The organism is Kosakonia sp. MUSA4 (genome assembly GCF_013085925.1).
GTDB classification, from domain to species: Bacteria; Pseudomonadota; Gammaproteobacteria; order Enterobacterales; family Enterobacteriaceae; genus Kosakonia; species Kosakonia sacchari_B.
Window position 1 is genome coordinate 1821232 of sequence record NZ_CP025697.1, and the last position, 26808, is coordinate 1848039.

General features: G+C 49.6%; 24 protein-coding genes. 10 read left to right on the forward strand and 14 right to left on the reverse strand.

All coding sequences use genetic code 11. The features are described 5' to 3' along the window. The first annotated feature begins 11 nt into the window (after positions 1 to 11). Together C0557_RS08540 and hpxK are read left to right on the forward strand one after the other, a co-directional pair. On the forward strand, positions 12 to 1250 hold the full coding sequence (locus C0557_RS08540; RefSeq protein WP_074775751.1) for an alanine--glyoxylate aminotransferase family protein: 1239 nt from the start codon (positions 12 to 14) through the stop codon (positions 1248 to 1250). Beyond that, entirely contained in the window at positions 1250 to 2497 is a 1248-nt protein-coding gene (hpxK, locus tag C0557_RS08545) for an allantoate amidohydrolase (protein WP_208658150.1), read from the forward strand. The genes C0557_RS08540 and hpxK overlap by 1 nt, the downstream gene beginning before the upstream one ends. 61 nt (positions 2498 to 2558) lie before the next feature. Here the strand turns inward: hpxK and C0557_RS08550 are convergent, their stop codons facing one another. From C0557_RS08550 to C0557_RS08580, 7 genes are all read right to left on the reverse strand, one after another. Next, positions 2559 to 3041 (reverse strand): hypothetical protein, encoded by a 483-nt coding sequence (locus C0557_RS08550; RefSeq protein WP_074775753.1) that lies wholly within the window; start codon positions 3039 to 3041, stop codon positions 2559 to 2561. Beyond that, on the reverse strand, positions 3034 to 3945 hold the full coding sequence (locus C0557_RS08555; protein ID WP_208658151.1) for a transcriptional regulator: 912 nt from the start codon (positions 3943 to 3945) through the stop codon (positions 3034 to 3036). The genes C0557_RS08550 and C0557_RS08555 overlap by 8 nt, the downstream gene beginning before the upstream one ends. A 296-nt stretch (positions 3946 to 4241) precedes the next feature. Next, positions 4242 to 4919, reverse strand: coding sequence for a molecular chaperone (locus tag C0557_RS08560; protein WP_208658152.1), 678 nt, complete (start codon positions 4917 to 4919; stop codon positions 4242 to 4244). Then, positions 4909 to 6552 carry a hypothetical protein gene (locus tag C0557_RS08565; protein WP_208658153.1) on the reverse strand — a complete coding sequence of 548 codons (1644 nt, stop codon included), beginning with the start codon at positions 6550 to 6552 and terminating at the stop codon, positions 4909 to 4911. The genes C0557_RS08560 and C0557_RS08565 overlap by 11 nt, the downstream gene beginning before the upstream one ends. After that, the gene (locus tag C0557_RS08570) at positions 6542 to 9049 is read right to left on the reverse strand and encodes a CS1-pili formation C-terminal domain-containing protein (RefSeq protein ID WP_371813264.1); all 2508 of its coding nucleotides are present in this window, start codon (positions 9047 to 9049) and stop codon (positions 6542 to 6544) included. The genes C0557_RS08565 and C0557_RS08570 overlap by 11 nt, the downstream gene beginning before the upstream one ends. 36 nt (positions 9050 to 9085) lie before the next feature. Further along, the gene (locus C0557_RS08575) at positions 9086 to 9754 is read right to left on the reverse strand and encodes a hypothetical protein (RefSeq protein ID WP_208658154.1); all 669 of its coding nucleotides are present in this window, start codon (positions 9752 to 9754) and stop codon (positions 9086 to 9088) included. A 57-nt stretch (positions 9755 to 9811) separates the two neighbouring features. Continuing rightward, positions 9812 to 10387, reverse strand: coding sequence for a common pilus major fimbrillin subunit EcpA (locus tag C0557_RS08580; RefSeq protein ID WP_208658155.1), 576 nt, complete (start codon positions 10385 to 10387; stop codon positions 9812 to 9814). Positions 10388 to 11587: 1200 nt separating this feature from the next. Between C0557_RS08580 and C0557_RS08585 the strand changes: the two genes are divergently transcribed. Together C0557_RS08585 and C0557_RS08590 are read left to right on the forward strand one after the other, a co-directional pair. Next, on the forward strand, positions 11588 to 14323 hold the full coding sequence (locus C0557_RS08585; RefSeq protein ID WP_208658156.1) for a filamentous hemagglutinin N-terminal domain-containing protein: 2736 nt from the start codon (positions 11588 to 11590) through the stop codon (positions 14321 to 14323). Positions 14324 to 14426: 103 nt separating this feature from the next. Then, complete coding sequence (locus C0557_RS08590) at positions 14427 to 15182, forward strand: SDR family NAD(P)-dependent oxidoreductase (protein WP_208658157.1); 756 nt, start codon at positions 14427 to 14429, stop codon at positions 15180 to 15182. A 736-nt stretch (positions 15183 to 15918) separates the two neighbouring features. On the opposite strand, the gene C0557_RS08595 is transcribed toward C0557_RS08590, so the two are convergent. After that, positions 15919 to 16503 (reverse strand): hypothetical protein, encoded by a 585-nt coding sequence (locus C0557_RS08595; RefSeq protein ID WP_208658158.1) that lies wholly within the window; start codon positions 16501 to 16503, stop codon positions 15919 to 15921. A gap of 415 nt (positions 16504 to 16918) precedes the next feature. On the opposite strand from C0557_RS08595, the gene C0557_RS08600 reads away from it, so the two are divergent. Then, complete coding sequence (locus C0557_RS08600) at positions 16919 to 18301, forward strand: diguanylate cyclase (RefSeq protein ID WP_208662855.1); 1383 nt, start codon at positions 16919 to 16921, stop codon at positions 18299 to 18301. Between the two features lies 1 nt (position 18302). On the opposite strand, the gene C0557_RS08605 is transcribed toward C0557_RS08600, so the two are convergent. After that, entirely contained in the window at positions 18303 to 19196 is an 894-nt protein-coding gene (locus tag C0557_RS08605) for an AraC family transcriptional regulator (protein ID WP_208658159.1), read from the reverse strand. Positions 19197 to 19358: 162 nt separating this feature from the next. Between C0557_RS08605 and C0557_RS08610 the strand changes: the two genes are divergently transcribed. After that, positions 19359 to 20075 (forward strand): SDR family oxidoreductase, encoded by a 717-nt coding sequence (locus tag C0557_RS08610; RefSeq protein WP_208658160.1) that lies wholly within the window; start codon positions 19359 to 19361, stop codon positions 20073 to 20075. Between the two features lie 10 nt (positions 20076 to 20085). Continuing rightward, positions 20086 to 20922 carry an SDR family oxidoreductase gene (locus C0557_RS08615; protein ID WP_208658161.1) on the forward strand — a complete coding sequence of 279 codons (837 nt, stop codon included), beginning with the start codon at positions 20086 to 20088 and terminating at the stop codon, positions 20920 to 20922. 147 nt (positions 20923 to 21069) lie between these two features. On the opposite strand, the gene C0557_RS08620 is transcribed toward C0557_RS08615, so the two are convergent. Together C0557_RS08620 and C0557_RS08625 are read right to left on the reverse strand one after the other, a co-directional pair. Then, on the reverse strand, positions 21070 to 21852 hold the full coding sequence (locus C0557_RS08620; RefSeq protein ID WP_208658162.1) for an SDR family oxidoreductase: 783 nt from the start codon (positions 21850 to 21852) through the stop codon (positions 21070 to 21072). 126 nt (positions 21853 to 21978) lie between these two features. Continuing rightward, entirely contained in the window at positions 21979 to 22428 is a 450-nt protein-coding gene (locus C0557_RS08625; RefSeq protein WP_208658163.1) for a helix-turn-helix domain-containing protein, read from the reverse strand. A 154-nt stretch (positions 22429 to 22582) separates the two neighbouring features. On the opposite strand from C0557_RS08625, the gene agp reads away from it, so the two are divergent. Then, the gene (agp, locus tag C0557_RS08630) at positions 22583 to 23821 is read left to right on the forward strand and encodes a bifunctional glucose-1-phosphatase/inositol phosphatase (protein ID WP_208658164.1); all 1239 of its coding nucleotides are present in this window, start codon (positions 22583 to 22585) and stop codon (positions 23819 to 23821) included. Between the two features lie 34 nt (positions 23822 to 23855). Here agp and C0557_RS08635 read toward each other — a convergent pair whose 3' ends face one another. Both C0557_RS08635 and wrbA read right to left on the reverse strand, forming a co-directional pair. Then, the gene (locus C0557_RS08635; protein WP_007374322.1) at positions 23856 to 24083 is read right to left on the reverse strand and encodes a YccJ family protein; all 228 of its coding nucleotides are present in this window, start codon (positions 24081 to 24083) and stop codon (positions 23856 to 23858) included. A 20-nt stretch (positions 24084 to 24103) separates the two neighbouring features. Beyond that, the gene (wrbA, locus tag C0557_RS08640) at positions 24104 to 24700 is read right to left on the reverse strand and encodes an NAD(P)H:quinone oxidoreductase (RefSeq protein ID WP_208658165.1); all 597 of its coding nucleotides are present in this window, start codon (positions 24698 to 24700) and stop codon (positions 24104 to 24106) included. 394 nt (positions 24701 to 25094) lie between these two features. Between wrbA and C0557_RS08645 the strand changes: the two genes are divergently transcribed. Both C0557_RS08645 and C0557_RS08650 read left to right on the forward strand, forming a co-directional pair. Then, complete coding sequence (locus C0557_RS08645) at positions 25095 to 25268, forward strand: general stress protein (protein ID WP_071532050.1); 174 nt, start codon at positions 25095 to 25097, stop codon at positions 25266 to 25268. 128 nt (positions 25269 to 25396) lie between these two features. Continuing rightward, complete coding sequence (locus C0557_RS08650; protein ID WP_208658166.1) at positions 25397 to 26320, forward strand: DMT family transporter; 924 nt, start codon at positions 25397 to 25399, stop codon at positions 26318 to 26320. On the opposite strand, the gene rutF is transcribed toward C0557_RS08650, so the two are convergent. Further along, complete coding sequence (rutF, locus tag C0557_RS08655; RefSeq protein WP_208658167.1) at positions 26301 to 26798, reverse strand: NADH-dependent FMN reductase RutF; 498 nt, start codon at positions 26796 to 26798, stop codon at positions 26301 to 26303. The genes C0557_RS08650 and rutF overlap by 20 nt on opposite strands. Between the last annotated feature and the right edge of the window lie 10 nt (positions 26799 to 26808).

A 26808-nucleotide genomic window follows, 5' to 3' on the forward strand; every position in this document is an offset into this window, starting at 1 on the left:
AGGAATTTCAGATGGATATCGCTCAATTTCCGCAAATCAATCCGCCGCAACGTCTGCTGATGGGGCCGGGGCCAATCAATGCTGACCCGCGCGTGCTGCGCGCCATGTCGAGCCAACTGATTGGCCAGTACGATCCGGCGATGACCCACTATATGAATGAAGTGATGGCGCTTTATCGCGGCGTATTCCGCACGGAAAACCGCTGGACGATGCTGATTGACGGCACGTCGCGCGCCGGGATTGAGGCGATCCTCATTTCCGCCATCCGGCCGGGCGATAAAGTGCTGGTGCCGGTGTTTGGCCGCTTTGGTCATCTGCTGTGTGAAATCGCTCGCCGCTGCCGCGCCGAAGTGCATACGATTGAAGTCCCGTGGGGCGAGGTTTTCACGCCGGATCAGATCGAAGATGCCATTAAGCGGGTGCGTCCGCGCCTGCTGTTAACGGTACAGGGCGATACGTCAACCACCATGCTGCAACCGCTGGCGGAACTGGGCGCTATTTGTCGTCGCTACGATGTGCTGTTTTACACCGATGCCACCGCTTCACTCGGTGGCAACGCGCTGGAAACCGATGCCTGGCAGCTCGATGCTGTCTCTGCGGGGATGCAAAAGTGCCTGGGCGGGCCGTCCGGCACGTCGCCCATTACCCTGAGCAGCCGTATGGAAGAGGTGATCCGGCGGCGTAAATGTGTTGAAGAGGGCATTCGCACTGATGCGCATCTCGACGGCGTGGATGAGATGGTTTACTCCAACTATTTCGATCTCGGCATGGTGATGGATTACTGGGGGCCGGAGCGCCTGAATCACCACACTGAAGCGACTACCGCGCTATTCGGCGCACGTGAATGCGCACGCCTGATCCTGCAAGAGGGGCTCGATAAGGGTATTGCGCGCCATAAGCTGCATGGCGATGCGTTGCTGAAAGGGATTCAGGCAATGGGGCTGGAGGCCTATGGTGATTTGCAACACAAGATGAACAACGTGCTGGGCGTCGTCATTCCGCAGGGCGTGAACGGTGACCAGGTGCGCAAATTGATGCTGGAGGATTTCGGCATTGAGATCGGCACTTCTTTCGGCCCGCTGCACGGCAAAGTGTGGCGTATCGGCACCATGGGCTACAACGCGCGTAAAGCCTGTGTGATGAACACCCTGAGCGCACTGGAGTCGGTGCTGAATTACCTGAAATTCGCCACCACGCAAGGGGCGGCGATGCAGGCCGCATGGGATCACTATCGCTGCGAGGACGTGTGATGATTCAACCGGCACGCCTCGAGGCGGCAGTACGTGTGATGGCCCGCGCCGATGAGTTGGCCGCGATCAGTGAAACGCCGGATGCGCTGACCCGGGTTTATCTTTCCGCTCAACATTTACAGGCCAACCAGCGGGTTGCTGAGTGGATGCACCAGGCGGGAATGCTGGTCTGGCAGGACAGCGTGGGCAATATTTGTGGTCGCTATGAGGCGGCACAGGAGGGCGCTCCGGCGGTGTTGCTCGGTTCGCATCTTGATACCGTGCGTAATGCCGGGCGTTATGACGGGATGCTCGGGGTGCTGACGGCCATCGAAGTGGTACAGAGCCTGCATCAGCAGGGATTGCGTCTGGCACAGGCGATCGAGATTGTCGGTTTTTGTGATGAAGAGGGAACGCGTTTTGGTATCACTTTGCTGGGAAGCCGCGGGTTGACCGGAAGCTGGCCAACGCACTGGCTTACGCAAACTGATGCCGAGGGTATCAGCGTGGCGCAGGCGATGGTCAATGCCGGGCTGGATCCGCAGCGGATCCCGCAGGCGGCGCGCGATGCGGCGGCCTTCAGCAGCTATCTCGAATTGCATATTGAGCAGGGGCCGTGCCTGGAACAGGCGGGGCTGGCGCTGGGCGTGGTCGAGGCGATCAATGGCGCGCGCAGGCTAAATTGCCGCTTTACCGGCGAAGCCGGACATGCTGGCACGGTGCCGATGAGTCACCGGAAAGATGCGCTGGCCGCGGCGGCCGAATGGATGATCGCCGTTGAGAGCACCACGCAACAGCAAGGTGGCAATCTGGTGGCTACCGTGGGGAATATGCGGGTTCTGCCTGGCGCGGTGAATGTCATTCCCGGCGAGGTGTCGTTGTCGCTCGATATCCGTGGCCCGCAGGATGCGCCACTTGATGCGTTGCTCAATGAATTGCTGGCGATGGCGCAGGCCATCGCGGTGCGCCGCCATCTGCAATTCAGCGCCGAGGAGTTTTACCGTATTGCCGCCACGCCCTGCAATCAACAGCTGCAAACATTGCTTGCTGATGCGGTGCAGGTTGTGCAGGGTGAGACGCTGTCGTTACCGAGCGGCGCAGGGCATGATGCCATCGCCATGGCGGAACGCTGGCCGGTTGGCATGCTGTTTGTGCGCTGTAAAGGCGGGATTAGCCACCATCCGGCGGAATCGGTAGAGGTGGAAGATGTTGCGCTGGCCATTGATGCCTTTGACCGTGCGGTGAGTGTGTTGGCCGCTGCGGAATAACCTGTGCGGCGGCAGGTTTCGACCTGAAGGGAGGCAATGGACTGCCTCCCTGTGCTAAGCGTTAACGGGCGCATAAAAACAGCGGGCGCTTGCCGATGACAAACAGAAAGCCGTTTTTACCCTGTGGACGAATGGAATAGTTTATCTCTTTATTCGGATAGACATAAAAATCAGGCAGCACGCTCGCAATAACGTTATCGGTAGAGGTTTCGATACTGTCCACTTTATTCACCGCAGTTGACGTAAAGTGATAGGAACGACGATTTTCTGTCCATGTATAAGAGACGTCTCGCCTGATCGTTTCTGTCGGTTTGTTGTCCTCCATATAGCCACCGCTTACAGATACAACGCCGCGTTTAGCCTCTCTGTTATACATAAAGTCAAGAGTGAAATTAGCCTGTACGTTTTTGTGATAAACAATCACTGAGGCTGAGCATGTTTCCGTATAGCCGGATGATGCGACAAACAGATAATAAAGATAACCTACGGTTGCGCCAGCGATTAAAAATATAAAGCTGAACAGAATTGTTTTCTTACTATTCACTCTGCACTCCCCTGAAATAGAGTGAAATACAACCCGGTGAAACGGAGTTTTTAAAATCATTCTTACAGGCCAACGCAGTAAGCGTTGGTGAGGTTGCTGATACCGGGAAATAAACCCAGGGATAAATCTTACAATTTAATCCAGTATTCTTAATCAGATTTTTATATTTCTGATAATAATCTCTGCTATCATGTGTGTCATCTTTAGTATAAATCTGACAGCCATTATCATTTTCTACAAAATTATAGTTATCAAAGAAAATAGGCGTTTTACCGAACGGTAAAGAATATGCAATTATCAGTAAACCTGTAGCAAAAGCGGCAAATATAATGACTGCAGATAAACGCCAGCCAGCGGATCGCGCAGGTTTGCTGGCAGGTATTTTATGGCGGCCAGGCGTTACCAGTGGAGTTTGTTCACGCTCATGGACATGCGCGCTTATCGCGGACCACGTCGGTTGGTCTGTGGCGCTCTCGCGGGTAATAACAGGATCGTCATATTCTGCGTCTGCGGAAATATCGACGCCGGTAATGTCGGTTTCCGGCGTAACTGCTGCGTTAGATTTGTCCTGTTTTTTGATTTTCACACTGTCGTCAATTTGAAAACCTTTTCTGGGAATGGTTGCAATCAATCGGCTATCCGTTTCGCCAACAGCCCGCAATCCGCGACGCACGATCGAGATATTTTGATATAACGTATTTGTTGGAACCAGCATCCCTTCTTCTTCCCAGACTTTTTTGAAGAAATCTTGCTGGAGAACAATTTCAGGTGAAGCCTCAAGCAGAAGCAGCAAACAACGGCTGGCGGGGGCTGTCAGCGTGACGTTTATTTCAGGATTGCTCACTGAAATAAGCTTTTTCATTTCCGGTCTGAATTCAATGTTATCGTTAATAATCCAGTGCATATACGCTACAACACAGCCATTGGTTGTGTTCCTTTATAAATATTTTATCTGTGTGAAACTCTGTAGATAAATATTTGAACATACACAGGGTTTGTTTTCCATGCTTTTTATATGTAGTTCAGCTAACCTCGCTGTATTTATTGTAATGCTGAATGCTTTATTGTTAATGAAAAGGTTTTTCAAAGGCTTACGCTCTATGCTGGCGGTTTGCTCGGTCGGATTTATTGGCTTTTTATATATCTTAAATGCCTTATTAAGAATTAATTAAGATGTTTAAATACCCCTAAAAGGTGATATTAATTGCATGTGTTAATTACTTTTATAAAACTATCATTGTAAACAATATATATTTGTGCGGAAGTTTTGAGCGCTGGCGGGTGAATGATATCCCCTGGGCGCATATACCAGGATTTACCCTCCGTTTCCGTTGAGTCACAGTAGGGCTTCTCGATCAGCCTGAACCAGGTATTACCGCTGTTTTCGAAACGCCCTTTTTGCCGCTCAAAGTCCCACTCGAAATGGATTTTGCGGGGGCGGACAACCAGAATGGTGTCCATTGTGATGACAGGCATCATGCCGACGGCACCTTTAGAGGAAAGGCGCGTGGTGCGGTTTTGTGGTGGTATTTCCTGAAAAGAGACGCGGTAGTAGCGCTCTTTATCATCTGCCGGGCCATGATAAAAGAATTTGAAAAAATTACTTTCCCCAGGCTGGAGCGTTATCTGCCTCGGTGTGAACAACAGCTCTCCGTCAGCGGCACGCGAAGAGATCTCTTTCTCTCCTGGCCTGTCGATGGATCTGACATTCACGCGGTAGAGGCGTGCGCTTTTGTTATTGTTGACCACATATTTGGCGACCATGTTTTTTTCCGCTGGCATGGAAAATGTCATATCGCCAACCGAAATCGCCAGGCTGTACGCTGGCACCAGGAGCGCCAGCAGCACGAACAGAGAGGGGATAAATTTATCGCGCATTTTGCCACATCGCCATGACTGTGACGTTCCCCGAAGCACTGACATCCCCGTACCAGTCATCCTGATTGATGGTCTTCGTAGATTGCGGATCGTTCATGGGAATCGAAAAGCGCACATTCGATTTTTTGGTCACTCCGGTTTCGCCGGTGGATGTCATCCAGGGAGTTGATGACCATAGTGCGCTGCTCATACCACGCCACTGCCCGTCACAACCCACATCGACGACTTCACGGGAGCCGCTTTGGGTGGCAAAACTGATGAGTCCGGGGAAGGGAACCTGCGTTGTTCCATCTTTTGAGCTGAATATGCACCAGGCGCGACCATTTATATTTCGGGTTGGGCCACTAACGCTGACTAAGACCATATCCGCAGCCGTTTTACCATTCGTGGTAACAATATAATCAAAATCCAGATCGGGTTTACCTGGGCCAACGCGACCTGTACGGCTCGGATTGATGACATGGTCAGCCGAAATAATGCTGATGCTGAAGTTCGTCGGTTTGAAGATAAGCTGTGCTGAGGTGGAAAACTCATACCAGCCGGATTCCGGCGCAGTGATGCTTCTTACACGGAACGCCATTAAATCACGCAAGTTCGCGCCTTTAATACCCTGATTAATCATCTCCTTGAAAAAATTATTTGAGAAGAAGACGTAAATTGCGTTACTCCCTTTCAGCGCATTGAACGTGTAGTAGTGTGAGATGCCTGATACTGTCTGCCAGCTTCCACCATCAAGACTGAATTGCATATCCGCCGCTTTGATGGCGGATTGCAACCCGGCATGGGAGAGCGCCGGAAAGAAACGAACATCTGTGTCGCTGACGCCATTATGGTTTAATGTGTAAGTGACCACTTTGCAGGCAATACCTGACACAGTACCCACCATCTGCATCCGGCACTCGCGATTGCCATCGCCTAAAGTTGGCGTCCCGTCGGTATTGAAAAAAATCTCCGAGACCGAATTGGTGCTGTAGAATTTTAAATGTGCTGCTTTGGTATGAGAGACTTTTCGCTCATACCAGTAGCCTCTGTCCTGTTGAATACAGCGCTGTCCAATCCTCGGATTGTAAGGCTCCGGTGTCTGGCACGAATTCATGGTCATTGAAAATGTTTGCCCGACTGCAGAATTGTTCAGATAGTGATAAAACTGGTCCGACATTATACCGTGTGCCGCTTTCGCGCCGCCGGAGGTCACATCCACACCGTAGAAACCCTGACTATCAATGTGCGCAGCAGGAAGCATTCCCGTTGCCATATCGCAGCCAGTAAACCAGTTGATACAACGCATACCGACAAGCAGGTTTGGAGCGGGTGCATTGGTGAGCCACATATCATATTGATTGCCGGCACTCATTATGCCGTTGAGACCATTATCAATATAACCGAGGCTGACCTGATATACTGACCCCGAGCCGTTATATTTCAGACCCGTCCAACGGTTTGAACCCGTCATTCGGGGATCCAGATACCCAACTGGCGTAACAAAATAGTTCTGGTCAGTGTCGTTTTCGATGAAAATATACTGACGCGTCGGAGCATCCGCATAGGAATATTTGATTACCGCAGCATTAGCGGGATAAGCCATAACATAAAAAAACGCCAGAATAAGAAGGCGATAAACGTTAACTTTCATTTTTTCCTCCTGCCGGAGCCAGGTTGGCAAAGGATTTCAGACCCTGGCAAGTAATATCGCCCACCCATACCGCACCGCGAGCCTGGCTAATATCCAGTGCGGCTTCGCAGCTTTCATCATTGCCGTAAGTAAAATCAATGACCGGGAATTTTTTATCGATATCCATGACAAATTCACCATTGTTATCGGTCTGTGCCCGGCCAATATGGTTGTTAATGCGCGCATTAGTCAGCAATGTGCCATCTTCAGCGCGAATTCTGCCGAACACCGTCACCATTTGTTTTATTTCTGGATTAAGCACGACGACGTTGCCAGGGTAAAGTGTCAGATGACTCTTCTTACCCCTGGAAATATCGTAACTGTCCAAAGAATTTTTACTGTTAACAATCTCAATTTCGTATTTATTATACGGTTCCAGCGGTACGTAATTGTATTTACCAATCATCGGAACCGCCCGGCCATTAACATTTGCGGTCAGTTTTCCATCATTTGCAATATCGGATTGAATAATTACACCGGCATTACCTTCATTATCCCCGCTTGCGCCAATACCTTGCGATTGCCAGCCAAGGCTGCCGGTTGATGTCAGATTAGAGTTGATATAACCATTTGCACCGCTGCTGAGATTTAGCGTACCAGAAGAGTAGCGTGTTTCATAGCGGGTCCATGCTCCGCCACTCAGCGTTTTATTATCGCCGATATCACTGGAAACAGCGCGCGAAAGATCAGCGCCAACGGTGCGAATAACACCTTCATCAAATTGTTTTTGTGCAGAAAGGGTCGCCGTTGTATATCCACTTTGGTGTGTCATACCTGCCTGAAGCCAATTACCTAATGGCAGTGAAAAATTAAGAGCGATATATTTTTGTGTGCTGTTATTCCCGGGCTGGCTACCGTATGCGTATTGCTGTATTCCACCACGTAATCCCAGCGAACCATAACGGCCGCTATATAATGTCTGACTGTAATCAAGGGTATAATTATGACTTTTAAACCGGTTATCATTGTTGAAGCTGGCGTTCAGTGTCCCTAATTTCGACCACAGCGTGTTCATGTTCAGGGAGAAACCTATCGAGGTATTATCCGTACTGTTGCGGCGTAACATATTACCAATGGCCGTTTTTTCCCGGCTTAACCATACTGAACTGAATCCGCCCGGCAGCGTCGCATTTATATTACTAATAAAGCTCCACGAGCCATCCGTCGCAAACATGTTTTGCATATTTAACTGGAGCGCATTCGCGATCGGCCATGAAATATTGCCTTCACCAACCGCAATGTTGTTGTAATGATATCCTGTTGCCATCCAGTTGATGGTGCGCAGGCCACCCGACGCGGAGACGCCCATCAGCAGGGTGTTTTTGGCATTCTGGGTGCTTCCGTTCTCATTAACCCAGTCGTCCATGAACATATTACCGCCCCAGACCTGCCAGCTTAATGGCATATCCGCCGTGCGTTTTCCCGAGATGATTTTATTAACGTGCTGAACATTACTGCTCACGGTTTTGCCATTGACGATGACGTCAACCGTAACGTCGTAAATGCCGTATGGCAGATCGCGGGTATCAACTTCGTGGCTGCCCATACTAAAATTTTGTACGCTCAGCAGCTTTTCATTACGGTAAACATGCACTTCACCGGACGCAGGCAGAAAAGCGATAACTGGGGTGATGGAGTGTGAATTATCAAATTTGGTGGAATTCGCCTGGTTTCCCCATGACATTCCGTAAATTTTCCCGGAAGAAATGGCGGTCACTGGCCCGATAGATTGCAAATTCCATGCATCCAGCATCCCGCCAGCAAAGCGGTAGCCAGCGAAGTCGCGCTCATACATGGCTTTATAAATTTCGGTTTGCCGGTTGCCGGAACCCAGACCGTAAAGCGTACTATCCAGGAATATGTGATGCTCGCGTAATGCCGAAGTGCTCATTAAAGAGAGATAACTGGAAGTATTGTTATCGCCGCCTCGCATTTGGTTATTGTAAACGCCGAGATCATAGTTCAGCGTACCACTGATATTTTCAGCACTGGATGCGCCAATATCTTCGCTGCTGTCGTGTAATTGGGTGCCCAGCGCTTGTTGATTAACCACAAGCTGCAATATTAGCTGCTGAAAATTTAAGCGTAACGATGCGTTATCCGTCAACGGAATAGTAAGATCGTTGTTGAAGCTGGCGTTCAACAGTGCAACTAATTTCTCAAGTGTTTGCTTATTGACAGAGGCATTACCCTGCCTTTCTTCAAGCTGGATCTGGCGAATTTTTAATATATTTTCGTCCAGCCAAATTGCCGCAAGCCCTATGCGCTGATCGTCAGTTTTTTCCTCTGTATTATCTAAATGAAGATACAGAGGAATACTCATACCATCACGCAAAGCATTACTAAATGCTTCAGGGATCATCACACCATTGAGTTGTTGATAATCAGTAGGTTTTGCAACTGCGTCATTTACATCAGTAAAAAGAACCGCAGTACACGTGAGTATAGTTTGTAAAATCTTATTATTCACGATAACGGCTCGTCAGTGAAAGTTTTATTTGACAGATATAAAATTGTCGGCCTGCCAGAAAGCGAGTCGCGCTTTCTTATTTTCAATATCAACCTGAGAAAAGGTTCGGGTTTTACCAGGCATTAAATAATAGTTTTCTTTACACTCTGTTTTTTCAGAAACTTTTTTACAAGGGCCGTAAGCGATAAGGCGCAAAGTGGCGTTGCCCGTGTTTTTTATTTCACCCTTTGAATATTGGTAATCGTATTTCACTTTTCTTGGGGCGACGACAAGGATGGTGCTTATCCGCGCTGACGCGGTTGCAACAGCGTAGCGAGTTGCATTATTTTTTGATGCGTTACTGAGTGCCTGATCAAACCAAACTATCCGGTAATATCTCTCTTTATCGTCCTGTCGGCCGTTATAGTAAAAACGAATTGTTTCATTACTTTCTGCCGGAAGCAGCAGACTTCCCGGTGAGAGTAACAGCTCATCCTTACTCTCCATGGGGATTATTTTACCGTCGTCCTGCGGCGAACTTATTCTTTCGATGCGAATATTCACCAACCGCCCGGTAGTGGTAGGGTTTTTTATCGTTTTATTAAGGATAGTGGCATCACTGTACATAAATGAAGATATATCACCCACATCGAGTGCATATACCGGCATCACGCCACTTGCAAATAATAGAGTCGCCAGAATAGTTTTTTTCATAGAAATATCGCCGAAGAATAAAGCAGGAGCGAAATATCGCTCCTGCTGAAAAAAGAATTAGCTCCAGGTAGCGTCGAACTGAACGCTGATATCGCCGCTCCAGATACCTTCCGGCAGTTGGCTCATATCCGTAGCAGGCGTAGTACCATCAGTTGTGCCGTTTGCAATAGAGAAGGTGAACGCGTCTTGCGCGGTGACACGACCGGTTTTGCTGAAGTCGGTAGCCAGAATACTCAGGCCGCCATTTTTATTGCTGGTGGTATCCACCATAATGGTGTCCGCGTTCTGTTTAACTTCTTCGCCCATGTAATGCACGCCAACATTCAGCGTGGAGCCGGAGCCATCGAGCTGAGTCAGGGTGTTGCTGATCAGACGAGAAGAGAGTTTGAATGCGGTAGCTGTAGCGTCGCCTTCAATCGCGACATCAAACAGGCCTTTTTGCGAGTTAAAGCCTTTGACGCCATCAGCATACTGGAAGGTCAGGCTGCCGAGCGGAGTAACAACCAGCGTGCTGGTCGTATCTTTTTTCGCGGTAGCAGACCAGGTTGCGATAGATTGACCCATCTGGGCGGCCTGAACGGAGCCAGCTGCAAAGGAAGCCAGTAAAGCAAGTGCAATTACATTGCGTTTCATAAAAATACCTCAGTTATTTATATATCAGTTTATTATTTAATCGCTATGCATCAATGGTTATATCCATAGATGATACATGTGCGAACTCTATATTTCCGGAGAATGCAAGTGGTGCGCATATAATAAGCATTGCTCTTGGTTAGAATTAATGTTGATTTTATCTTCTAAAAAAGAAGATGCATTATTAATGCCACTCGATTTCGTGAAGTTATTATTATTCGATAAATTTTAATTAGGAAGAGAAAAGTTTTTAGACAGTGATCAAATAATCATTGTTGAATATTTGTTAAATTTAAAAGGTGTATTTTTCCCTGCGTTTTCAAGGTGAAGTGGTTTATTGTTAACATTTAAGTATCACTATTAAATCTTATACAGGGTGATAGTTCATATTTGGTGGTGGGATATAAGATTAGACCAGTGAGTAAGTTACCTACGATTGGTATATATAAGTCATGTGTAGTTATATTTTTCACAAATAATATTTGCGGCAGAATGTTTTTATCTAAATAAATGGCAAGACGGAAAGTCAAAAGTAAATGGAATAATTATGGGTGTTGTATTTTATTATAAAATGAATTTTACTCTGCAGAGTAAAAGTTATCATTTCTACCCTCAATCATTAACGATGATGGCTTTCTTTAATGTATGGGAAAAATATAATCGATAACAACCAGACGAGTTAATTGCAGTAAATAAGATCTTAACCTACCGATCATCGCTGCCAGGAACGATATCTTGCTGATTAAATGCTGTAATTACTGGTGCAGGGAAAGGGGCAACGTAATGATGTTGAAGGAATGTTTAAGACTAGTTCACTTGTCTTTATTCTGCCGGAGCGAATAATAAACATATTCAGACATGCTTTCGGTTTATCACGTGTCCGATTCTTTCTGAGTGAAATAGAAGATAAAACTATTTATTACTGATATGGCTTCACGCTTAAAGTTGCACTTTGAAGTATGTGTGAGGGGCCATACAGTAGCGCTAAAAAAGAATCGCTTCTTTTATAGAGATAGGAAGTACTGTCTACGCCTGGCATAGTCACTTCATCTTTGCCAGAAGAGGCCATTTGATTGGCGAAAATAGAAACAGATTTATTGACGATTAGCAGTAAATGGCAGGTGCAGTACATGTGCTGATAGTTAGTGGTTGCACATATATATTTTTGATGACTCAATGTTAAATATTACTGGATGAATAATGGAAATTAATAAAAATAAACGTGGAATGGTTAAATTGAACCCGCTCGCCGTGTCTGTCTTACTGGCGTTGCCTGTTCTTGCTGAGGCTGCTTCTGTCAGTATCCCCGGCGGACAAATAGTCAATGTAAACGGTGTTCCGGTTGTAAATATCAATACGGCGAATAGCAAAGGTATTTCCCATAATATTTATGACCAGCTTAATGTGGATAAAGAAGGGCTGATATTTAATAACAGTGCCAAAGATGTTGAAACGACCTTGGCTGGGCGTATTGCAGGCAACGCCAATCTGACTGCTGGTACGGCAAAAATTATCCTGAATGAAGTGACGTCAAACAATAAAAGTGTGATTGACGGAAAAATGGAAGTGGCAGGCGATAAAGCGCACCTGATCATCGCCAACCCGAATGGAATTACGGTTAATAATAGTGGTTTTATCAACACCGAAAAAACCACTCTGACAACAGGCAGGGCTGACATTAAGCAAGGTGAGCTGAAAGGGTATTCAGTTGCGGGTGGCGCCCTTGCTGTGAAAGAGATCACCAGTGATTCGCCCACCGAGATTCTGGCGCGTTCTGTTGTGGTTAACGGCGAGATCCGTGCCGATCAGCTTACCGTTATTGCCGGTAATAACTACGTGAACACGAAAGCACAGGCGATCGGAACGGTAACCGGCAGCGGCGCGAAAAATGCCTATGGCATCGATATTATTAAAATTGGCGGAATGTACGCTAATCGAATCACGCTGGTCAGTACGGAAAGTGGGGTTGGCGTACGTAATGCAGGCATTGTCGCGGGTGGAGCCCAGGGCGTGGCGATCGACAACTATGGTCACCTGGTGAACATTGATGCAGCGATCACTTCTGAAGGGGCTCTTTCTGTCAGGACGAACGGTACGCTGAATAACGAGTCAGGGACGTTACGCGGTACCGGGAAAGTCTCAATCGACACGGTTACCCATTCGCTTAATAACAGCAAAGCAGGAAACATTAGCTCGTTGTCTGCCGTCGATATTAACAGCGGTGAATTCAATAACAGTAATGGCAAGATCATGTCCAATGGTCAGCTGGTCATTAACACCCATAATAAGACATTGACCAACTCGGGAACCGCAAATGAAAGTGTTATCCAGGGGGGAACCGTGATGCTCAAAACGGCTACCCTGAATAACAGCAAAGGCCGAATAACGGGTAACTCAGTGGCTGCTGAATCCACTGTGATTAATAATACCAGCGGTGCTATTGATGCAGTCAATGACGTGCAATTGATCAGTGCCGGGAATATTGATAACAGCCGTGGTTTGATTCATTCCCGGCAGGGTCAGATTCAAATAGCTGCACAGAAGACGTTCTTGAACCGTGACACTCTTTCGACGGATGCTAATAACTCCGCCGCAATGGGCGTACAGGCTGATGCCGGCGACATAAAAATCATAGCCAGCTCGATCAATAATATGCGAGGCACGCTCAATTCAACAGGGAGTGTTATTGCTGAAAGCAGTAATGAACTGGTGAATGCTTACGGCAATATTTCTGCAACGGACAACGTCATTCTTTCCAGCGCCGCTTCGATAAATAACTACAGTGGTCGCGTTCACAGTGATAGCACCGTTTTTGTTGATGCTGCGTCTTTAGATAATAGCTCCTGGAAAGGCATGCTTGATGGGAAAAAAGGCGTGAGTATTGAACTTAGCGGCATGCTGGATAACTCCACCGGTCTTATCATCTCTGCCGAAGGGGATGTCGCGGTGAAGGTGAAATCGCTGGATAATATGGGAGGGGTTCTGTCCGGAAATAACGTAGATATAACCTCCGCCTCTACTGTATATAACGTGGCAGGATTGATTAATGCCAATAAAAAACTCAGCATCAATGCGCTTTCTGAAATCGATAACCGATACGGGGACGATTTCACTAACGGTTTTGGAAGCAATATAGATGCAGATTCACTTACGGGCGGAATATATGGCCGTGAGGGTATCAGTATCACTGCCAGAAATGTCAAAAACAACTATAGCAGCATCATTGCTGAAAAGGGTCCATTATCATTGAATGTTAATGACAGCATCATTAACGATCGTGGTTATATGGCGAGCCTTGCTGATATGTCGATTATGACGAAGAGTTTAAAAAATAATAATGGCATCATCGCGGCAATGGGGAATCTGTCGATCGATGTAGACAGTTTGTCAAATACAGGGTCGGGTTCGCTCAGTAATAATAGCGCTGCGGGTATCATTTCGTCAGCTCAGAAAATAGATTTAATGGTCAACGGCAATTTTACCAATAGTGGCTGGATCAGCGCGAAAGATGATGCCGTTATTAGTATTGTGGGTAAGTTGACGAACAATAAATCCATTACCGCTGATAAAGCATTAACTATCAGGGCGATTGATGGTATCGCCAACAACATGGATATCATTGCTGCATCTGATTTAATTATAGACACCAATGGCAGCCTGACGAATGCGGCTGCGGGTAAGATCTCGGGTAAGGTAACAAATATCAATGTTGCTACTGATATCAACAATAAAGGTAATGTGCTTGCCAGCGATGAGTTAACTCTCAGTGCCGGACGCACTATCACCAACACAAGCAATATGGTCACCGATGGGTATGCATCAATTACGGCTCAAACTGTAAATAATAGCGGTAACAAAGCATCTCTCGGTGGTAGTAAAGGTCTTGTGCTGGAAGCTGACAAAGTCATCGGCACAGGTATCCTGGTAGGGTTGTAAGTCATATCAACTCACATCGCCAGCGGAATCTGGCGATGTGAGTATCAGAAGTCTGTTTCTTAAACATTAATCTTTCGTAGCCACTCTAAGGATGGAGCAAGTTATGTACAAATATAGCGATCTGAAAAATAAAACCGTATTAGTTTCCGGGGCAAATGGCGATACCGGTCGCGCAATTTGCCAGCAATATCTGGAGCAGCATGCCGTGGTCTATGCACTGCATGAATCCTGTGCCGATCAACTGCACGTGCTGAAAGCTGAACATCCCGAGGGGCGGAACTTGCACATTGTTCCCTGCAACCTTGCTGATCCTGAGGCGGTGGCGGCAATCGGTGCCCGTTTGGCCAGTGAGGCCGGGAAAGTGGATGTGCTGGTCAACAATGCCAACGTGGTTAACGATAATCTCTTTGTATCCATGAGCTTCGATGACTTCAGCTCCACAATCGACAGCAATATGCTTAATACCTTCAGATTGACAAAAGAAATGCTGAGGCTGCTCAGAAATGCTGAGAATGCGTCGGTCATTAATGTGGCGTCAGTTGCCGCCATTATTCCAACGGTGGGACAGATTAACTACAGCGCTTCCAACGGCGCTCTGTTGGCCTTCACGCGTACGCTGGCGGCAGAACTCGCGCCGCACGGCATTCGGGTAAATGCTGTTGCGCCTGGCATGATTGAGTCAACGAACGGGAAAGAGCTCCCTCGTTCCCTGGTCCGCGAAATGACGGATGCGATTCCCTTACAGCGCATGGGGCGCAGCGCAGAAGTCGCCAATACTATCGTTTACTTAAGCTCATCAGCTTCCAGCTATATTGTTGGCCAAACGATTATCATCGATGGCGGCATGGTGATGCGTTAATTAACCTCGCGAGACGGTTTCCGCGTTTCTGTTGGCACGTAGACAAAGCGTTTTCAAAAAATAATAATGCTTATAATGCGCTGGTTTATATCCAGTATCGTGAGGCGTCTTGCCGGAAACCGTTTTTAAATCTGTGTACATGTAAATACGCAGCTAAAATATTTGCCTGCAAATATAAATAACAAGGATAAGATGCCCCGGCATTCTGTTTAGCCGCGTCTGATAATTTCACCCTGACAGGAGAATCTCAGCAGGCAAACATTCGTGACCAGTGGGCATTTTATCCTCGGCTATTGCAATCGTTTACTCACTCCCCTGTTCGAAAACCCTTGTTAAAATAGTTCGTAAATAGCTGGCAGGCCTTAGCTCTGCACAGCGTTCAGCGTAGCAACCTTCATTTAGCACTGAATTCTACTATGGCGTTCTGTGATATTTCCGGAGCGTGGTGTTCCGTTACCGGAATTAAATATGTTGTCTGGCATACTTACAAGCCAGCAGGACATTTTCCTGAACGCATGCAAGCGCAACCAATGACCGTCGGTAATAGCCTCTCATGGAGGTTGTATGGCTTATAGTAGCAAGCCATAAGCAGCCGCATGGGCTGCATCTGGCTGGCATATTATGGTAGATAGCTTCAGATTTGATGCGTGGCTAGAAGGAGGTACAGAGCGGTGCGTACTGGTAAAGATCCGTCTGTAGCTAAGAGGGACTACAGGCGGAGTGACTTTTCAGGTGATTACATCATTGCCATGCTGGTGGCGGAGGGAGCGAAGAAGGCGCTGGATTCTGCAAGCAGACTCTCTCTTATCAGCAGTAAATCGCTAATTTTTTTGCCCCCCAGTTTTTTACAGGCTTTATTCCGATAGGCATAGACCTTTTTGGCCGGCATATTAAGCGTATCGGCGATAAGATCAATATTCTTACCTTTCAGCGACTCATTGATAATCATATATTCGATGTCGCTTAGGTGATTGTCTTTCGGTGTCGGATTTTTTTGTTTTTTGATGATTCGCTGTAGCGCCTGGCTAAATTCAACAAGAGATACTCTTGATTTCAATACTTCATCAGCTTCATCAATGACAATATTACGTGCGCTGCGCATAATCACTAAAAGCTTACAGGTTTTATTCAGCGTCGATATAGCCCACGCACAAGAGGTACTTTTTATATCAAGATGAAGGATGACAATGTCATCGAAAGATAAATTATTAATCAATGTTGCATTCAGTTTATGTTCGATTATTTCGATATTTAGCGTGCTGGCAAAAGACATGATGCCATGCTGAAGATAAGCATCTTCGCTGATGGAGTATATTTTCATATTTTTGAATACCGTAAGAATTGTCGAGAAAATTAAATTTATATCCTGCAATTCTAATTAGGATTTTTTATTTCTGATAATTAAATAATCTTAAATCAACCTTAACTCGTTTCTGCGGTAAATAAGAATCTGCACAATGATGCGCATCATCAGACGGACTATACTTCCCGTGACGTGTTACTGGCGTCGATACTGACAGGTAATAAATGGTTTTTTTGGTTTCTTAACTGCCTGTTGTTGGTGTTTTATGCCTTAATTAATCGTATTTATGGTTTTTAAGTCTTAATCACGAAGGTGAAAGGGGCCATAACCTCAAGCAAAGTTTTCCAGCGATGATTATGTGCTGATAACGACGACAACTGCGCGCTGACGGTAACGGGCAAGAACAGCATCTACTACCGTAAGGATTTGAATGATGGAGACTTACCTTAAGAATATGAAGGCTGAGTGGGTCAATTTACTCGAGAGAACAGATGAACGCATTCGTCTTATCGCTGCTGAAGTTGGGAAGAATCATGCACAACAGCTGAGCCAGGAATTCTACACCGTTGTACTAACCGACTCGCAAGCGGCTGAATTTTTGTCTAATGAGCAGGTAGAAAGACAGCTTAAAGCTGCGCTTGCCCGTTGGATTGAAGAAGTGCTTGCATGCCAGATAAGTGACGTGGAGCGGTTGATCGAAGTGCAACAAACGATTGCTGCGGTTCATGCGCGCATTGGCATTTCCGTGGAGCTGGTAGAGATGGGGTTTCGGGTGCTTAAGAAGCTCCTTTACCCGGTGATTAATTCTGACGGTTATGCACCGGCAGAAAAACTGCAGGTCTACCATTTCACAATAAACAGTATCGATCTGGCGATGGAAGTTATGTCACGCGCCTTCTCATTCACTGAGCATAATGCGTCAAAAGAGGATGAAAACTACCGTATCTTCTCTTTGCTGGAGAATGCTGAAGAAGAGAAAGAGCGACAAATCGCCTCGTTATTGGCGTGGGAAATCGATCTTGTTTACCGAATTGTCCTTGATGCCGATTTAGGTAATAGCCTGTCCCTGAGCCAGGCGGATTTTGGTTTATGGTTTAACCACAAAGGGCGCCATTATTTCAGTGGTATTGCCGAGGCTGGCCATATTTCCCGGTTAATTCAGGATATTGACGAAATATTCCGGAATACTCGTGAAACGTCCAAAGCCTTAAGTAACCGCAGTCTGCGCACCAAATTCCTTATTCAGCTTAGAAAAAATGTGTCGCAAATCAGAACATTGCTGCGTGAACTTTTTGAAGAAGTCTCCCGTCATGAAGTGGGTATGGATGTACTGACACGCCTGCTCAATCGTCGTTTCTTACCGACTATTTTTAAACGTGAAATCGCCCAGGCAAAACGAGCCTCCACTTTCTTGTCGGTACTGGTTATTGATGTCGATAAATTTAAGCAAATTAACGATACCTGGGGACACCACACCGGGGACGAAATTTTGCGCAAAGTGTCGGCGGCTTTTTATGACAATGTGCGCAGCAATGACTATGTATTCCGCTATGGCGGGGACGAATTCGTGATCGTCTTAACCGAGGCTTCCGAATTTGATACGACACGTATTGCTGAACGCATCCGTTCACGCGTCGAAAAAACCGTGATCAAATCGCCCGACGGCCAGACGATCCCACTTTCGCTCTCCATCGGTGCGGCAATGTTTAGCGGTCATCCGGACTATGAACGGTTAATTCAGGCGGCGGATGAGGCACTCTATATTGCCAAGAAACGGGGGCGCAACTGCGTTGAGTTGTGGAAACCCGCCTCATGACTTATATCGGTGGAAACAGTGAAAATGCCGCTTTCATCGCTTTTGCCTCTTCGCCGGGGCTGCGGCCAAACAGACGGCGGAATTCACGATTAAACTGTGAGGGGCTTTCATAACCCACGCGGAATGCTGCGCCTGAGGCGGTCAGATTATCGCGGATCATCATCAGCCGTGCCTGGTTAAGCCGAACCGATTTGATGTATTGCAGCGGTGAAGTCCCGGTCACGGCCTTAAAGTGTTTATGGAAAGCTGGCACGCTTAAACCGATGTCGTTGGCAAGCCGGGTGACATGCAGCGGTTGCGGAAACTCTGTGTGGATGCGCTGCAGGACACGCGAGATGGCGGCGAACTGTCCCTGGTTGGTCAGTGCGGCCCGGATCGCGCCGCCTCGCGCCCCCATCAAAACCCGGTAATACAGTTCGCGAACGATCTGCGGGCCAAGGATTTTGGCCTCCTGCGGTGATGCCAGCGTGCGCAGCAACCGAAGCGTGGTATCCGTCAATTCGGGTTCCAGCGGCGTGGAAATGATCCCTTCCGGCGCGGCGGCGGCAGAAACGGCTGAAGGCTCCAGCTCGCTCATTAACTCCAGCAGAACCGTCATCTCCAGCCGTACGGCAATCGCCAGCAGCGGTTCTTCTGCGCTGGCCTCCGTTTCCGTAGAGAAAGGCAGCGGCACCGAAAGCACCAGGTAATGTTGCTTATCGTAGTGGTAAACCCGGTCGGCCAGATAACCGCGTTTATGTCCCTGGCAGACAATCACTATGCCCGGCTCATAGACGACCGGCGTGCGTCCCAACGGGCGATCCGAGCGCATAAAGCGTACCGTTTCCAGCCGCGAACAGGTGTAACCCTCGTTGGGCGCCAGGCTACTGAGCAGCGACACCATTTCAGCGCTCATTGCTTCTCTCCTTCTCACAATTAAGCAATTATTCTGCCGTTTTTCGCCCGTTATGTGAACAGGAAGAAGAGGAACAGGCAATCATCAGAGAAGAATGGGCCTGTTTTGCCTCTTCTTCGCCGCCTACTCTGTTGCTGGTGACACAACACAGGAGATCACCTTATGACGAAGCGCAAAATTATCCTGCTAACCGGTGCCAGTAGCGGTATTGGTGAAGCCACTGTGCGGCGGTTGGTGCAGGACGGACATCATTTGATTATCGGCGCACGGCGGCTGGCAAAGTTACAGCGTCTGCAGGAGGAGCTGGGCAATATCGATGCCTTACAGGTGGATGTGACGGAGGCTGGCGACCTGCAACAGATGGCGGATTTTGCCCTGTCGAACTACGGACGCATCGATGTGCTGATCAATAACGCCGGTGTGATGCCGCTCTCGCCGCTGGCGGCGCGGAAACTGGACGAGTGGCGACAAACCCTCGATGTCAATGTGCACGGCGTCCTTAATGGTATTGCTGCGGTGCTGCCGGTTATGGAGCAGCAGGGTGGCGGGCAGATCATCAATGTGGCGTCAATTGGCGCACATACCGTTTTCCCTTCATCAGCGGTCTATTGCGCCAGTAAATTCGCCGTCCGCGCCATCTCCGACGGATTGCGCCAGGAGACGGAAACGATCCGCGTTACCGTCATCAGCCCCGGCGTGGTGGAGTCGGAACTGGCCGATCACATCACGGATGACGGCACAAAAGCGGCGATGCAGGAATTTCGTCGCATTGCGCTGCCCGCAGACGCGATTGCCAAAGCCATTGCGTGGGCTATCGCACAGCCGGATGGCGTTGATGTCAGCGAAATGATTGTTCGCCCAACGCAAAGCCCATATTGAGGAGGCGCAGATGGATAAAAAAGTCTGGTTTATCACTGGCGCAGCGCGAGGCGTGGGGTTATCGCTGGCGCGTCAGTTGCTGGCGCGGGGAGATTTCGTCGCCGCCACATCGCGTACGCTACAAAGCCTGCAACATGTGCCAGAGGCGCAGAGTGAGCGCTTTTTGCCGCTGGAGGTCGATCTGCGATCGGAAGCCAGCGTACAGTCGGCGATCGGGAAAACGGTTGCCCGGTTCGGCCGTATTGATGTGGTGGTCAACAATGCAGGTTACGGCCAGTACGGCGCGCTGGAAACACTGAGTGATGTCGAGTTGCGCGATAACTTTGATATTAATGTTTTCGCGCCGCTGCATGTCATTCGCCATGTCTTACCCCATTTGCGCGAGCAGCAACGCGGGCATATTTTCAACATTGCTTCGATCGTCGGTTTTCAGGGCGGCTATGCGGGGTGGGGCAGTTACGTTGCCAGCAAATTTGCCCTGGCTGGCTTAACGGAGGCGCTGGCCGCCGAAGTGGCTGAATTAGGGATCACGGCGACGGTTGTCTACCCGGGCCCGGTTCGCACCGGTTTTCTCTCTGATGCGAGCCTGAAGGCGGCTTCACATACGCCGCCAGCCTATCGCGCTGCGCAGGCGTCGCTGGATTTGCACCTCAACGAGCTTGCTGGCAAACAGGCTGGCGATCCGGAAAAGCTGGCGCTGTTGATGATCCAGGCCGCAAGCGTCAGCGCGCCGCCGCTGCATCTTTTCTCCGGCAAGATTGCCCATCAACTGGCGCAGGAGAAAATCAGCGCGGTCAGTCAGGATCTTGCCCACTGGCAAGGTGCTGGCGAAGCAACGGATTATTAGGAAACGCAGTAAGCGCAGCGCAGGTTATCGCTGTGCTTGCTAAGCTACTACGCTCAGGGAAGGGCGACAGCGAATATGGCCGTTACCACACAGGCAAGCTTCTACTAAACCTTGATGGGAGTCGTTAGCGGCTCCCGGATAACATTATTACAGCGTATAACGGGAAGCCGGTTTGCCATTGCGTGAGGCGCTATACAGCGCCAGCCGGGCTTCATCAAAATTGTGCCACAGCTGCAGATCTTCCACCGGCGGCACGGTTACTAACTCCCCTTGATCAAACCCGGCCAGGGCGGCATCGACCAGGTTTTCGGCGGTCATCACGGAACCTTCCGGCAGCATATCCAGCGTGACGCCGGAATGGCCCCAAATTTCCGTGGCTGTTGCCGCAGGCAATACGGCCTGAATACGCACATGGCTGTCAGCAAACTCTTCCTGCAAACCACGGGTGAAATTGAGTACCCAGGCTTTGGTAGCACTGTACAAGGCGCTGTCTGCGCGGGCGTGAAAAGCAAGGACTGAAGCGATATTGATAATGGCACCACGATCATTTTCGACAAAGCGCGGCAGTGCCGCCAGCGTCAGGCGCATCAGCGCGGTGGTATTCAGCGTATGAATGGCTTCATGCTCTTCAGCGCTTGAAGAGAGAAACGACGCCATATTGGCGGCACCGGCATTATTGACCAGAAAACCGATGGACGCGTTTTCGCGCAGCACGGTTTCCACGCGTGCAATATCTGCTGCCTGGCTAAGGTCGGCAACCAGTGTCTCTACCTGTACGCCATAACGCTGATGAAGATCGGCCGCCAGCACCGACAAACGATCGGCACGCCGCGCAACTAACAACAGGTTGTAGCCACGGGCAGCAAGACGGTCGGCATAGATTGCGCCGATCCCTGAAGAGGCGCCGGTAATAAGAGCAGTGGTTGTCATTTTCAATTCCTCAAAGGTAAATGGTTTTATCATGCAACCACCACAGCATCGACTAAATGGTTTTATTATGCAACCAAATAAAATGGCAAAAAATGCGGTTTAATTTCCAGGGAAAGAAAACGTGGATTATTCGCTGTTGGCGACGCGCAACACCACTTCTTCCGGTTGCAGTTCGCGGCCGTCTTCCGCCTGCAACATCAGTTTGCGCAATGGACGACGTGACGCCTCATCAACCAGCATGCTGGCGGGTTCCCCGCGGGTAAACAGCCACGCATTACCCCATTGCGACAGGGCAACCAGCACGGTTTGCAGGGTGCGACCTTTTTCGGTCAGCACATACTCTTGCCAGGCGCTGCCATCAGATGCCGGTTGTGTCTGTAATATCCCTTCTTCGATCAGCAGCTTAAGCCGTGCGGTGAGCATATTTTTGGCGATCCCGAGGCTTTTTTGAAACTCACCAAAACGCGAAACGCCGGCCAGCGCATCGCGCACAATCAGCAGTGACCACCAGTCGCCGATAATATTCAGCGAACGGGCAACAGGGCAAAAGGTCTCTTCAATACGGGTACGTTTCATGGGGATCCTCCGGTTAATGGTTTTATTATAAAACCAGAAGGGCGGTGAAAACATCGCTTTTTGCGCCAGTGCACACTCCGGACAACCGTACCCGGCGAAGTGTCATAAATGTGTCACAATCTTGCTTTCAGACCGTGAAAAATGAGGGAAAAGAATGAAAAAGCTGATCAGGGTAAGCGCTATTGCCATTGCCATGTCTGCACCGGTCGCGCTGGCGCAGGAGATACCACAAGGGTATCAATTACAACAGGTTTTGATTATGAGCCGTCACAACCTGCGTGCGCCGTTAGCCAATAACGGCAGCGTACTGGAACAATCGACGCCAAACCGCTGGCCGCAGTGGGATGTACCGGGCGGCGAGTTGACCACCAAAGGCGGCGTACTGGAAGTGTATATGGGCCATTTTATGCGCGAATGGCTGGTCAAAGAGCAGTTGTTGAAAGCGGGAGAGTGTCCATCCGCGAACAGTGTTTACGTCTGGGCCAATAGCCTGCAACGCACGGTTGCCACGGCGCAGTTCTTCACCAACGGCGCGTTTCCCGGCTGTGATGTTCCGGTTCATCATCAGGAAAAAATGGGCACCATGGATCCCACTTTTAATCCGGTGATCACCGAAGATTCGGCTGAATTCAGCCAGCAGGCGGTCAACGCGATGGAGGCGCAACGACAGAAGTTTGCGCTGAATGCGAGTTACCAGTTGCTGGAAAAAATCACACGCTATCGCGCATCTCCGGCCTGTAAAGAGAAACAGCAATGCTCACTCACCGATGCGAAAGATACCTTTAGCGCAAAATATCAGCAGGAGCCGGGCGTGTCCGGGCCGCTTAAAGTCGGCAATTCGCTGGTGGATGCCTTTACGCTGCAATATTACGAAGGTTTCCCGCTCGATCAGGTCGCGTGGGGAGAGATTAAAAGCGATGCACAATGGCGCGTATTGTCGAAGCTGAAAAACAGTTATCAGGATACGCTATTCACTTCGCCGGAAGTGGCGCGCAATGTCGCGAAACCACTGGTGAAATATCTCGACAAAACGCTGGTGGAAGAGGCAAGCAACGCGCCGAAAATTACCGTCCTGGTCGGGCATGATTCCAACATTGCCTCCCTGCTGACCGCGCTCAATTTCGAGCCTTACCAGTTGCATAACCAGTACGAGCGTACGCCCATCGGCGGCAAAATTGTGTTCCAGCGCTGGCACGACACGGCGGGTAAACGCGATGTCATGAAAATTGAATACGTTTATCAGAGTACGGAACAACTGCGAAACACCGAGCCGTTATCGCTGGCCTCCCCGGCGCAGCGCGTCACCCTGGCGCTAAAAGGTTGCCCGGTAGACAGCAATGGTTTCTGCCCGGTAGATAAATTTAATGCGCTGATGCGTGATGCGGCGAAATAAAAAAAAGCCCCCGCGAAGGCGGGGGCGCGAGTGGTTACACATTTTTCCGTTCTATCGTCTGTTCACCCCAGAAGAGTTCATCTTTGTCGGTTTTATCAAAGGCGCGTAGTAACACGTCGTCGCTGCCTTCTTCCCAGATTTTCTCTGCCAGTACCTCGTCATAATCGGCGACTTCAAAGATAGCCTCGGCGATCTCCGGCGAAGTATTGCGTAAACTGGCCCATTCACCGACGCGATGGGCTTTCGCTTCTTGAGTTGGCATCTTTTTCCTCCTGATGAAGGTTAGCCGTTCAATTTTACTGCCAGGCCAGCAACATATTCGCCCTGGTAACGGGCAATTGACAGTTCTTCGTTGCTGGGCTGACGTGAACCGTCACCACCGGCAATAGTGGTTGCGCCATAAGGCGTGCCGCCATGAACCTGCGAGACATCGAACAATTCTTGTGTGGCATAGCCAATCGGCACGATGACCATTCCATGATGTGCAAGCGTAGTCCATGTTGAGGAAATTGTGTGCTCCTGGCCGCCACCCGTACCGGTGGAACTAAAGACACTTGCCAGTTTGCCGTACAGTGCGCCGGATGCCCATAACCCGCCGGTCTGGTCGAGGAATGTACGCATTTGCCCGGACATATTGCCGAAGCGGGTTGGCGTACCGAAAATAATCGCGTCGTAGTCGGCCAGCTCTTGTGGCGTGGCAACGGGGGCATTTTGCGTCTTACCGCCAGATTTTAAGAACAGCTCGGCAGACATTGTTTCAGGAACACGTTTGATGACCACGTCTGCGCCATTCACTTTCTGCGCGCCTTCCGCGACCGCATGCGCCATCGTTTCAATGTGTCCATACATGGAATAATAAAGTACCAACACTTTAGCCATTTGCATCACTCCTGATTAGCTGATTTCGGCAGCACATCGCTGCGTTCTTCTTAAGCGTATGACGTGATCGCCAGAGTGCAAGTAAGAGCGCCATTTCTTTGATAAATAACAAATTAAGAACAACCAGACTATTGGTTACAATCTGACACATATTTGCGGTCGCGTTATTTTGAAGCGTTAAGAGAGGCTTATCGGTTTCGCTTAGGGAATATCGGGTTTCAGGCAGAGAAGCTGTTGCAGAATATTACCATTCACTGGATGAATGATTGTGTTCCACTAAGCTTAGTTCCACACGGCGCAAATAAAGGCTCGGCCTTCACGTCGTGAGGTGAAAGAATCCTCTTTTACTGAATGCAGTATGATGTCTAACATTTCACTCATCTGGAGGTCAGACATGGCAAACCATCGTGGTGGAGCAGGTAACTTCGCTGAAGACCGTGAAAGAGCATCAGCAGCAGGCCGCAAAGGTGGGCAGCAAAGCGGGGGTAATTTCAAAAACGATCCTCAGCGCGCATCTGAAGCCGGTAAAAAAGGCGGCAAAAATAGTCACGGTAGCCGTGAAAGCTAACGTTCGATACTGACAGCCTGCTGGGTTGTCGTTCACGCCCGCCGCCGGGGAAACCCGGCGGTTTTTTTGCGCTTGCGCAACCCGTCGCGCCAACGCACACTACGGGTTTTTCCTCTGGTCGGTGTGTTATGTCCCTCTCTCGTTACGCCTTTTCCGTCAAACCTCAGGAAGCGTTACTGATCGTCATCACCCTGTTCTGGGGCGGTACATTTCTTGCGGTGCAATATGCCGTGACAATGAGCGGTCCGTTTTTCTTTGTTGGCCTGCGTTTTGCCACTGCCGGTCTGGCCGTGGCGCTCCTCTCGCTGCGGGTCTTAAATGGCATCACCTGGCTGGAAATAAAAGCCGGTGGGGTGATCGGTATCGCTATTGCCCTCGGCTACAGCCTGCAAAGCTGGGGGCTGCAATTTATTCCCAGCAGTAAATCGGCATTTATCACCGCCATGTATGTTCCGCTGGTGCCGCTGTTGCAGTGGTTGTGCCTGGGGCGGATGCCGGGGTTGATGCCGTGCATTGGGATCGCGCTGGCGTTTAGCGGGCTATTGCTGCTGGCCGGGCCGGAAGGCAATATGCTGGCGCTGGGGAAAGGGGAGATCATTACGCTTGCCAGCGCGGTGGCGATTGCCGCCGAGATCATCCTGATCAGCGCATGGGCCGGGAAAGTCGATGTCCGGCGGGTGACGGTGGTGCAGCTGCTGACGGCTTCGCTGGTCTCCTTTGCCGCCATGATTCCTTCTGGCGAATCTGTGCCGACGCTGTCGCCGGGTCTGCTGCTGGTCGCTCTGGGGCTGGGGATCTTCAGCGCCATTATCCAGGTGGTCATGAACTGGGCGCAGCGCAGCGTATCACCCACACGCGCGACGGTGATTTACACTGGCGAGCCGGTGTGGGCGGGCGTATTTGGTCGTCTGGCCGGTGAGCGTTTACCGCTGCTGGCGCTGTTCGGCGGGGCATTAATTGTGCTGGGCGTGCTGGTCAGCGAACTGAAGCTGAAAAAGAAAAAAGCGCCGTTGCCAGCGCCTGAAAACAGCGTTAAACAGTCGGAAGGTTAGCCGGCAGGGCGTGGTAGCGCCGGTCAAACCACACCAGCCCCTCCGGCGTTGGATGGCGGGCAATATCAACGATCTGGCAAAACAGAATATCGTGCGTACCGACGCTCACAACCTGGCTGATCCGGCAGTCAAACGAGGCCAGCGCACCGGTCAGTCGCGGACAGCCGGTTTCGCCTTGCTGCCAGCGTGCTGCGGCAAAGCGTTCATCCATCGGCGTTTTGCCGCCAAACAGATTCGATAAACCTTCCTGTCCCGCCGCCAGCGTATTCACGCACAGCGCCTGATTATTGCTGAATACCGGCCAGACGGACGCCGAACGGTTAAGACATACCAGCAGCGTCGGCGGTGAATCGGTCACACTGCACACGGCGCTGGCAGTGAAACCGGCACGGCCCGCCGGGCCATCGGTAGTAATAATGTTAACCGCTGCGCCGACACAGGCCATTGCGTCGCGAAATGTGGTGCTGTCGATACTCATAACCTAAACC

Excerpts from the sequence above, each read along its gene's own strand:
- C0557_RS08650 (WP_208658166.1), top strand. The coding sequence starts at position 25,397 with ATGTCCCTCTCTCGTTACGCCTTTTCCGTCAAACCTCAGGAAGCGTTA.
- C0557_RS08575 (WP_208658154.1), bottom strand. The coding sequence starts at position 9,754 with ATGAAAAAAACTATTCTGGCGACTCTATTATTTGCAAGTGGCGTGATG.
- C0557_RS08635 (WP_007374322.1), bottom strand. The coding sequence starts at position 24,083 with ATGCCAACTCAAGAAGCGAAAGCCCATCGCGTCGGTGAATGGGCCAGT.
- rutF (WP_208658167.1), bottom strand. The coding sequence starts at position 26,798 with ATGAGTATCGACAGCACCACATTTCGCGACGCAATGGCCTGTGTCGGC.
- C0557_RS08645 (WP_071532050.1), top strand. The coding sequence starts at position 25,095 with ATGGCAAACCATCGTGGTGGAGCAGGTAACTTCGCTGAAGACCGTGAA.
- C0557_RS08610 (WP_208658160.1), top strand. The coding sequence starts at position 19,359 with ATGACGAAGCGCAAAATTATCCTGCTAACCGGTGCCAGTAGCGGTATT.
- C0557_RS08600 (WP_208662855.1), top strand. The coding sequence starts at position 16,919 with ATGGAGACTTACCTTAAGAATATGAAGGCTGAGTGGGTCAATTTACTC.
- C0557_RS08620 (WP_208658162.1), bottom strand. The coding sequence starts at position 21,852 with ATGACAACCACTGCTCTTATTACCGGCGCCTCTTCAGGGATCGGCGCA.
- C0557_RS08590 (WP_208658157.1), top strand. The coding sequence starts at position 14,427 with ATGTACAAATATAGCGATCTGAAAAATAAAACCGTATTAGTTTCCGGG.
- wrbA (WP_208658165.1), bottom strand. The coding sequence starts at position 24,700 with ATGGCTAAAGTGTTGGTACTTTATTATTCCATGTATGGACACATTGAA.
- agp (WP_208658164.1), top strand. The coding sequence starts at position 22,583 with ATGAAAAAGCTGATCAGGGTAAGCGCTATTGCCATTGCCATGTCTGCA.
- C0557_RS08560 (WP_208658152.1), bottom strand. The coding sequence starts at position 4,919 with ATGCGCGATAAATTTATCCCCTCTCTGTTCGTGCTGCTGGCGCTCCTG.
- C0557_RS08585 (WP_208658156.1), top strand. The coding sequence starts at position 11,588 with ATGGAAATTAATAAAAATAAACGTGGAATGGTTAAATTGAACCCGCTC.
- C0557_RS08540 (WP_074775751.1), top strand. The coding sequence starts at position 12 with ATGGATATCGCTCAATTTCCGCAAATCAATCCGCCGCAACGTCTGCTG.
- hpxK (WP_208658150.1), top strand. The coding sequence starts at position 1,250 with ATGATTCAACCGGCACGCCTCGAGGCGGCAGTACGTGTGATGGCCCGC.
- C0557_RS08625 (WP_208658163.1), bottom strand. The coding sequence starts at position 22,428 with ATGAAACGTACCCGTATTGAAGAGACCTTTTGCCCTGTTGCCCGTTCG.
- C0557_RS08615 (WP_208658161.1), top strand. The coding sequence starts at position 20,086 with ATGGATAAAAAAGTCTGGTTTATCACTGGCGCAGCGCGAGGCGTGGGG.
- C0557_RS08595 (WP_208658158.1), bottom strand. The coding sequence starts at position 16,503 with ATGAAAATATACTCCATCAGCGAAGATGCTTATCTTCAGCATGGCATC.
- C0557_RS08555 (WP_208658151.1), bottom strand. The coding sequence starts at position 3,945 with ATGCACTGGATTATTAACGATAACATTGAATTCAGACCGGAAATGAAA.
- C0557_RS08580 (WP_208658155.1), bottom strand. The coding sequence starts at position 10,387 with ATGAAACGCAATGTAATTGCACTTGCTTTACTGGCTTCCTTTGCAGCT.
- C0557_RS08565 (WP_208658153.1), bottom strand. The coding sequence starts at position 6,552 with ATGAAAGTTAACGTTTATCGCCTTCTTATTCTGGCGTTTTTTTATGTT.
- C0557_RS08605 (WP_208658159.1), bottom strand. The coding sequence starts at position 19,196 with ATGAGCGCTGAAATGGTGTCGCTGCTCAGTAGCCTGGCGCCCAACGAG.